Source organism: Neisseria gonorrhoeae, assembly GCF_003315235.1.
Lineage (GTDB): Bacteria > Pseudomonadota > Gammaproteobacteria > Burkholderiales > Neisseriaceae > Neisseria > Neisseria gonorrhoeae.
In genome coordinates this window covers 81,295-89,020 of record NZ_QNRU01000005.1, presented here as the reverse complement: position 1 = coordinate 89,020, position 7,726 = coordinate 81,295, and the positions used below count along the sequence as shown (strand labels likewise).

At 47.8% G+C, this 7,726-nt stretch carries 6 protein-coding genes and 6 pseudogenes; 11 read left to right on the top strand and 1 reads right to left on the bottom strand.

The window, feature by feature from the left end; all coding sequences use genetic code 11:
* The 11 genes and pseudogenes from DFR77_RS13970 to DFR77_RS04155 all read left to right on the top strand — a co-directional run.
* A pseudogene (locus DFR77_RS13970) lies at positions 1-114 on the top strand (IS630 family transposase); the annotation flags it as partial.
* Positions 90-269 (top strand): annotated as a pseudogene (locus DFR77_RS04205) (type I-C CRISPR-associated protein Cas5c); the annotation flags it as partial. The pseudogenes DFR77_RS13970 and DFR77_RS04205, both read left to right, overlap by 25 nt.
* A pseudogene (cas8c, locus tag DFR77_RS04200) lies at positions 266-1,552 on the top strand (type I-C CRISPR-associated protein Cas8c/Csd1); the annotation flags it as partial. The pseudogenes DFR77_RS04205 and cas8c, both read left to right, overlap by 4 nt.
* A gap of 19 nt (positions 1,553-1,571) precedes the next feature.
* Positions 1,572-2,332 (top strand): annotated as a pseudogene (gene cas7c, locus DFR77_RS04190) (type I-C CRISPR-associated protein Cas7/Csd2); the annotation flags it as partial.
* Positions 2,333-2,358: 26 nt separating this feature from the next.
* Entirely contained in the window at positions 2,359-2,727 is a 369-nt protein-coding gene (locus DFR77_RS04185) for a hypothetical protein (RefSeq protein WP_003704171.1), read from the top strand.
* A 6-nt stretch (positions 2,728-2,733) separates the two neighbouring features.
* On the top strand, positions 2,734-3,384 hold the full coding sequence (gene cas4, locus DFR77_RS04180; RefSeq protein WP_003693370.1) for a CRISPR-associated protein Cas4: 651 nt from the start codon (positions 2,734-2,736) through the stop codon (positions 3,382-3,384).
* Between the two features lie 115 nt (positions 3,385-3,499).
* Positions 3,500-3,859, top strand: a complete 360-nt coding sequence (locus DFR77_RS04175) for a hypothetical protein (RefSeq protein WP_003704167.1) — start codon at positions 3,500-3,502, stop codon at positions 3,857-3,859.
* A 141-nt stretch (positions 3,860-4,000) separates the two neighbouring features.
* The gene (locus DFR77_RS04170; protein WP_003688258.1) at positions 4,001-4,624 is read left to right on the top strand and encodes a hypothetical protein; all 624 of its coding nucleotides are present in this window, start codon (positions 4,001-4,003) and stop codon (positions 4,622-4,624) included.
* 59 nt (positions 4,625-4,683) lie between these two features.
* Positions 4,684-5,040, top strand: a pseudogene (cas1, locus tag DFR77_RS04165) (CRISPR-associated endonuclease Cas1); the annotation flags it as partial.
* Positions 5,001-5,321: pseudogene (locus DFR77_RS13965) on the top strand (CRISPR-associated protein Cas4); the annotation flags it as partial. The pseudogenes cas1 and DFR77_RS13965, both read left to right, overlap by 40 nt.
* A gap of 135 nt (positions 5,322-5,456) precedes the next feature.
* Positions 5,457-5,684, top strand: a complete 228-nt coding sequence (locus DFR77_RS04155) for a CRISPR-associated protein Cas4 (protein ID WP_010951158.1) — start codon at positions 5,457-5,459, stop codon at positions 5,682-5,684.
* A 39-nt stretch (positions 5,685-5,723) separates the two neighbouring features.
* On the opposite strand, the gene rpoD is transcribed toward DFR77_RS04155, so the two are convergent.
* Complete coding sequence (gene rpoD, locus DFR77_RS04150) at positions 5,724-7,652, bottom strand: RNA polymerase sigma factor RpoD (protein ID WP_003699819.1); 1,929 nt, start codon at positions 7,650-7,652, stop codon at positions 5,724-5,726.
* Between the last annotated feature and the right edge of the window lie 74 nt (positions 7,653-7,726).

Sequence of the window (7,726 nt, the reverse complement as noted above, 5' to 3'; positions counted from 1 at the left end):
CAACGCGTTTGTCCGGATGAAACAGGATTCGACCGCCGCCTGTTCCGCCCCTATGCCCGCAGCCTGAAAGGGCAAATGGCGAAAGCGCGGATAAGGGTGAACCGCTGCCGCCGTCGGCGTTATCGGAAAGCGAGGCAAACCGCGATTTGGGCTGGATGCTGCACGATATTGATTTTGATCACGGCAACACGCCGCATTTTTTCCGCACGCAAATGAAAGACGGCTTGATTGATGTGCCGCCGTTTTACGCCGAGGAGGTGAAAGCATGATTCTTGCGTCCCTTGTCCGCTATTACCGCCGTTTGGCAACGGAAACCGATGAAACGGGCAACCCGAAAGTGCCGTCTTATGGTTTTAGCGAGGAGAAAATCGGCTGGATTTTGGTGTTGGATAAAGAAGGTCGTCTGAAAACCGTTGTGCCGAATCTGACTGCCGATAAAAAGCCGCAGCCGAAGCTGATGAGTGTGCCGCGCCCTGAAAAACGCACGTCGGGTATCAAACCGAATTTTTTGTGGGATAAAACCGCCTACGCGCTTGGCGTGGAAGCCAATAAAAACAAAGCCGAAGCCAAAGAAAAACCGTTTACGCCGTCTGAAAAAACCTTTGAAGCCTTCAAGCAATACCATCTCGATTTACTGCAAAACAGCGAAGACGAAGGTTTACAAGCCTTATGCCGTTTTCTGCAAAACTGGCAGCCTGCACATTTCGCTGCCGAAAACCTGCCTGCCGAAATGCTTGATTCCAACACCGCATTTTCTCTTGAAAAACCGACCGCTCTTATCCATAAACGCGAAGCCGCGCAAACCTTGTGGGCAGGCTGCCTGAAAAGTGATGAAGCACTCGAAAGCTTATGCCTGATTAGCGGCGACACCGCGCCGATTGCACGGCTGCATCCGGCGATTAAAGGCGTGTTTGGCGGGCAAAGCTCCGGCGGTTCGATTATTTCGTTTAATAAAGAAGCCTTTTCCTCTTTCGGAAAAGAGCAAGGCGCAAATGCGCCTGTTTCCGAACAATCCGCCTTTGCCTACACCACCGCGCTGAACTATCTCTTGCGCCGCGAAAATAATCACTGCCTGACCATAGGCGATGCCAGCACGGTCTTTTGGGCGGAAGCGGATGATATAGTGGATTAAATTTAAATCAGGACAAGGCGACGAAACCGCAGACAGTACAAATAGTACGGCAAGGCGAGGCAACGCCGTACCGGTTTAAATTTAATCCACTATAACGCCACGGCGCAGGCTGCCGAAGGCTTCTTCGCGCAAGTGTTTACGCCGTCGGATGACGAACAAGAAAGCGCCAAAATTTTCAACGTATTGGAACAAATCGGCAAAGGTCGTCCGCTGCAAGAAATTGCGCCTGAACTCTCTCCCAATACCCGTTTTTACATCTTGGGGCTTGCCCCCAATGCTGCGCGGATTTCTGTTCGGTTTTGGCTGGACACCACATTTGGGCAGCTGGCGGAAAACTTGGCGCATCATTGGCAAGATTTAGCCCTTGAGCCTTGTGCGTGGAAAACGCCGCCGTCTATTTGGCGGCTCTTGTTGCAAACTGCCGTGCTGGGCAAAAGCGAAAACATCCAAAGGCTTGGTAACCGATGTCTGCCTGAAACGCAAAATCCGTAATTTTGTCGAAATCAGCAGCGAAAACGAAGCCGGTTACGAAATCTACGTCAAAGAAAAAAGCGTGCTGAACCTGCAAAACAAACGCGCTTATGAAGCACTCGGCATTGAGTCTGAAGCCAAAAACTGCCGAAGGACGAAGCCAAAGCCCGTGACATTACCGCGTGGATGTGTAAAAACTTCTTCGATATCCGAACCTTCGGCGCTGTGATGACCACCGAAGTCAACAGCGGACAAGTGCGCGGCCCGGTACAACTGGCGTTTGCCCAATCCATCGACCCGATTGTGCCGCCGGAAGTTTCCATCACACGCATGGCGGTAACCAACGAAAAAGACTTGGAAAAAGAACGCACCATGGGGCGCAAATACATCGTCCCTTACGTGGTCTACCGCGTGCATGGCTTTATCTCCGCCAACCTTGCCGCCAAAACCGGTTTTTCAGACGACGACTTAGCCAAACTCTGGCAAGCCCTGACGTTGATGTTTGAACACGACCGCTCAGCCGCCCGTGGCGAAATGGCGGCACGCAAACTGGTTGTTTTCAAACACGACAGCGCACTCGGCAGCCAGCCTGCACATAAACTGTTTGACACCGTAAAAGTCGAACGCGTAAACGGCGAATCAGGTACGCCCGCAAGCGGTTTTGGCGATTACAAAATCAGCGTGGTTTCAGACGGGCTAAATGGCGTGAGTGTGGAAGAGTATTTGTAAGTTTTCAATAAATCAGGAGTAACGATATGAAATATTGGCTAGTTGGAGCCTCTTGGGGAGGGCAGGGGCATCAAGATCAATTTTTTGTTGAAAATGGTTACTGGGTTTTGGAGTGGGAATCCTCTCAACAACCAGATCAATTTGCAAAAGGAGAAAAAATCCAAGTAGGTGATCGAATTGCAATCAAACGCATGAAAGGTCAAGGATCGTCTGAAATTAAGATTTTACATATTGGAATCGTTAAGGGGGTTATTTCTGAAACGAACAAAATTATCTGTGTCGTTGATTGGATAGTTAAAAATTTAGATAGAAATGTTGAAAGTAGAGGATGCTTTAAAAGTATTCATGGTCCATATGATAAAGATGAATGGATAGAAAAAATTTTTTGTTTGTAGCAAAAGATGACCGCACTTTTAACCGAAACCCAAAGGGAAAATCAGGATACGCGCCTGATTCCCCTTTCCGCCCTGCAACACTACGCCTTCTGCCCGCGTCAATGTGCTTTGATTCACAACGCGCAGGCGTGGGCGGAGAACTGTTTGACCGCGCAGGGCAAGGCACTGCATGAGCGGGTGGATTCGGGCGAGCCCGAAACGCACAAGGGCGTGCGTTTTGAGCGGACGGTACACGTTTCGGCGGAAAAACCGGGCATCAGCGGCATATTGGATTTGGTGGAAGCGGATACAAAAACAGGCCGTCTGAAACCTGTGGAATACAAACGAGGCAAGCCCAAACCTGACCCGGGGGATGAAATCCAGCTTTGCGCCCAAGGTTTGTGTTTGGAAGAAATGACGGGGCAAACCGTTTCAGAGGGCGCGCTGTGGTATATGCAAACCCGCCACCGCGTCCCCGTTGTGTTTTCAGACGGTCTGCGCGCCCAAACCCTCGCCACCATCGCCGCCGTGCGCGAACTCTTAAACAGCGGCCAAACCCCGCCGCCCGACTACGGCAAACGCTGCAAAGCCTGCTCGCTGGCGGAGATTTGCCAGCCGGAGTTGCTGGGAAAACGGGATAGGAGTGTGGGATATGTGAAGGGGTTGTTTGGGGAGTAATATTTTATTTGAAAAAAACTATTACGTTAATTAACTTGAATCTTCCAAATTAATCGCAATTTCTGAAAACGAGCAATCATGCTCAATTGTAATTACACATTTTAAGGAGTCGTAAATGACAAGAAATATAGAACATCAATTTAGCAATCTATCTGATGTTGGTGAAAAACTAGAGTTAGAAAATCCTACTGTAGAGAATGTCGTAGATATTTTAGTGGATATTGGACATGATGACCGAGTTTATACTTTTCATGATGACTTTCTCGGGTTAAAAAGCGGTTTGCCACAAGACTTATTGTCGAAACATATCGACGAGCTTGAAGAAGGTGATTTTGCAGATAGATATTCAGATGAAATTGATAAAATACTGGATAATGCAAATATAATATTCTATCACCTTGAACGAGAGCTTAGTGAAAATGATTTAGAGGAAATACGAGAAGAAAGAGAAAGACTGGGTTTAGAAGACGATTAGTATACTTGTTGTCATAGAATAGATTCAATACATACAGGTTGGGTTATGCTGTTTTACCCAACCAGCTAACCTCAGGGCATATTTAATATTATTTAATTCTGAATAATATTCTATTGAAGTTTCAAGATATCTAAGGAAAACATGACACAAAAAAATGATTTTAAAAATGCTAATTTTTATGGGAATACTCAAATAGTTAATGGTGATGTTCATAATGTACATACTCAAAATACACCAAATTCAATAAATGAAAACGAAATAGCCACATACACCCCGGAACCAATTTGGAGAAGCCCCATTACGATGGCTTGGCTGACATGGGCTAGTTTTCTGATTTCTTTAGCAGGGCTATTACCTATTTATAATTGTATAGTTAAACCCATATTATATTTAGTAAATGGTAAAACTATGATACAAAGTGAAATAAATAATACTTATATATTTATTTTAATAGCTATTGCTGTATTATTTCTTATCACTATTACATTACGCAGAATTACTAAGTATCAAACTAGATACCCATTAGTTTTTAATTATGCTATTAGCGGTATGGGGCATCGTTTAAGTCTAGAGAAAATTAGTATTTCTCAATGTCCACAGTGCGGTGGAGAAATGAAATATTATAATAAGCCAATCGAGTGGGAGAATATACGTTATTCTGATGGTAGCAAGAAAAGAAGGGTAACAAGAACTACACCAGCATTAGAGTGTAAAAGAAATCGTGAGCATTGGTATAAAGTTGATCCGGCAGAAGATAAAATCTAATTTTTAGCTAGCCCCTCGTTTAACCCCAAAAGCACGGTCAAAACCTAAGGAGTTTTCCCATGCGCAAACTGCAAAACACACTCTACATCACCACCCAAGGCAGCTATCTGCATAAGGAGCGGGAGACACTGGTGGTGGAGCAGGAGCGTAAGAAGGTGGCGCAGTTACCGGTGCATTCCATCGGGCATATTTTCTGTTTTGGGAATGTGCTTGTGTCGCCGTTTCTGTTGGGGTTTTGCGGCGAAAATAATGTGAATTTGGCGTTTTTTACCGAAAACGGGTGTTATTTGGGACGGCTTCAGGGGCGGCAGAACGGCAATGTGCTGTTGCGTCGGGCGCAGTATCGGGTGTCGGAGCAAAGTCCCATGCCGATTGCGTGCAATATCATTGCGGCAAAGATTCGGGCGATCCGGAAACGTGCAAGGGCGTGCGCTTTGAGTGGACAGTGCATGTTTTGGCGGATAAGCTGGGCATCAGCGGCATATTGGATTTGGTGGAAGTGGATACAAAAACAGGCCGTCTGAAACCTGTGGAATACAAACGAGGCAAGCCCAAACCTGACCCGGGGGATGAAATCCAGCTTTGCGCCCAAGGCTTGTGCTTGGAAGAAATGACGGGGCAAACCGTCTCTGAGGGCGCGCTGTGGTATATGCAAACCCGCCACCGTGTCCCCGTCGTGTTTTCAGACGGCCTGAGACCTTTGCAATAACATAGGTTACTAAAATTTTATGCTCAATCTCATTTTCAAAATGCAAAACTTTTCTGATTTTTCCTACTTTTTGCTCAATATTAGGAAGGTTTTAGGCAATTGAAAATTTTTTGGCGCATTTTTATGCGTCAAATTTCGTTAACAGACTATTTTTGCAAAGGTCTCGGCCTACGCGCCCAAACCCTCGCAACTATAGCCGCCGTCCGCGAACTCTTAAACAGCGGACAAACCCCGCCGCCCGACTACGGCAAACGCTGCAAAGCCTGCTCTCTGGTGGAAATCTGTCAGCCGGAGTTGTTGGCGAAACGGGATGGGAGTGTGGGATATGTGGAAGCGTTGTTTATTGTGTAAGAAAAAACCGCAGGTATTTGAAACCTGCGGTTTTTTGGTTTACAGCTTGCTGTCTTCGCTGTCCAAGAAACTTCTCAAACGGTCGCTTCTTGTCGGATGCCGCAGCTTGCGGAGTGCTTTTGCCTCGATTTGACGGATGCGTTCGCGCGTTACGTCAAACTGTCTGCCGACTTCTTCCAGCGTGTGGTCGGTGTTCATATCGATGCCGAAACGCATACGCAGGACTTTTGCCTCACGCGGTGTCAGGCTTTCGAGGATTTCTTTGGTTACTTCGTGCAGGCTGGTGTACATTGCCGCATCGGCCGGCGCAACATTGTTGGCATCTTCGATGAAGTCGCCCAAGTGCGAATCGTCGTCGTCGCCGATGGGGGTTTCCATCGAAATCGGCTCTTTGGCGATTTTCATGATTTTGCGGATTTTGTCTTCGGGCATCTGCATCAGTTCGGCAAGTTTGGCGGAATCGGGTTCTTCGCCGGTTTCTTGAAGGTGTTGGCGCGAGATGCGGTTCATCTTGTTGATGGTTTCAATCATATGTACCGGAATACGGATGGTACGCGCCTGATCGGCAATCGAGCGGGTAATTGCCTGGCGGATCCACCAGGTTGCGTAGGTGGAGAATTTGTAGCCCCGGCGGTATTCGAACTTGTCGACCGCCTTCATCAGGCCGATGTTGCCTTCCTGAATCAAATCAAGGAACTGCAAGCCACGGTTGGTGTATTTTTTGGCAATGGAAATGACGAGGCGCAAGTTTGCCTGAATCATTTCCTGTTTGGCGGCTGCGGTTTCTTTTTCGCTCGACACCATATTTTTGTTGATTTCTTTCAACTCTTCGATGGAAATGCGGGTTTCTTTTTCCATATCCGCCAACTCGGTTTGTTTTTCGAGGATGGCGTGGCGGAAGCGGTCGAGTGCGTTGCTCCAAACCCTGCCTTTGGCGATTTCTTCTTCAATCCATTGCAGATTGGTGATTTCGGGCAGGAAGTTTTGGATGAAGTAGTCGCGTTCCATATGGACGCGGTCGAGGCAGATGTCGCGGATTTCGCGTTCGAGTTTGCGGATGTTTTCTACTTTTCCGCGCAGGCTGCTGCTGAGGCTGTCGATTTGCCGGGTGGCGAAACGGACTTCCAGCAGTTTGTTGGCAATCGCGTCGCGGTAGGCGAGATAGTCTTTGTGCCGGCTGTGGTGTTTTTCCAAACAGCCGATCATTTTTTTGTAGTCTTTTTCGATTTGGGCAAAGTGGCCGATGACTTTTTGTTTCAATTCGGCGAGATTGGCTGCCGAGATTTCATCCGCATCTTCTTCCGATTCTTCGTCGTCTTCGTTTTCGTCCGAATTGTCGTTGGAAGGTTTCTCGGGTGCTGTGGTTTCCAAGTGCCCCAAGCCCAATTCGTTGAGCAATACTTCATTCGGGTCGATAATGGCTTCTACGACTTCGTCGACGCGGATTTCGTCTTTGCAGATTTTTTCGATGAGTTCTAAGATTTCCGCAATGGAACCCGGGCAGGCGGAGATGGCCTGAACCATATTTTTCAGGGCGTTTTCGATTTTTTTGGCGATGATGATTTCGTCTTCGCGGGTCAGCAGGTCGACCTGTCCCATTTCGCGCATATACATACGGACGGGGTCGGTCGTCCTGCCGAACTCGGAATCTGCGCTGGAAAGGGCGGCCTCGGCTTCTTCGACGGCATCATCGTCGGTAACGGCGGCATTGTCGCTTAACAATATGTCTTCCGCATCAGGGGCGTGTTCGGTAACTTGGATACCCAAACCGGAAATCATACTGACGATGTTGTCGATTTGATCGGCATCGGACATATCGTCGGGCAGTGCGTCGTTGATTTCGGAGTAGGTGATGTAGCCGCGTTCTTTGCCCATAATGATGAGTTGGCGCAGGCGCGCACGTTGTTCCTCAATCGTCAGGGGGCGGGCATCGTCTTGGTATTCTTCGTGATTTTGGTTTTTGGACATTGTCTGCTTTCTGTTGGCAAGATGCCGACGGTTTGCGTTTGGACGCACCTGAAGGCGTGGCAAAGTAGGGTACT

Bases quoted from the DNA above. Each gene is read 5' to 3' on its own strand.
- DFR77_RS04185 (WP_003704171.1), top strand. From the start codon at position 2,359: ATGAAATATTGGCTAGTTGGAGCCTCTTGGGGAGGGCAGGGGCATCAA.
- cas4 (WP_003693370.1), top strand. From the start codon at position 2,734: ATGACCGCACTTTTAACCGAAACCCAAAGGGAAAATCAGGATACGCGC.
- DFR77_RS04175 (WP_003704167.1), top strand. From the start codon at position 3,500: ATGACAAGAAATATAGAACATCAATTTAGCAATCTATCTGATGTTGGT.
- DFR77_RS04170 (WP_003688258.1), top strand. From the start codon at position 4,001: ATGACACAAAAAAATGATTTTAAAAATGCTAATTTTTATGGGAATACT.
- DFR77_RS04155 (WP_010951158.1), top strand. From the start codon at position 5,457: ATGCGTCAAATTTCGTTAACAGACTATTTTTGCAAAGGTCTCGGCCTA.
- rpoD (WP_003699819.1), bottom strand. From the start codon at position 7,652: ATGTCCAAAAACCAAAATCACGAAGAATACCAAGACGATGCCCGCCCC.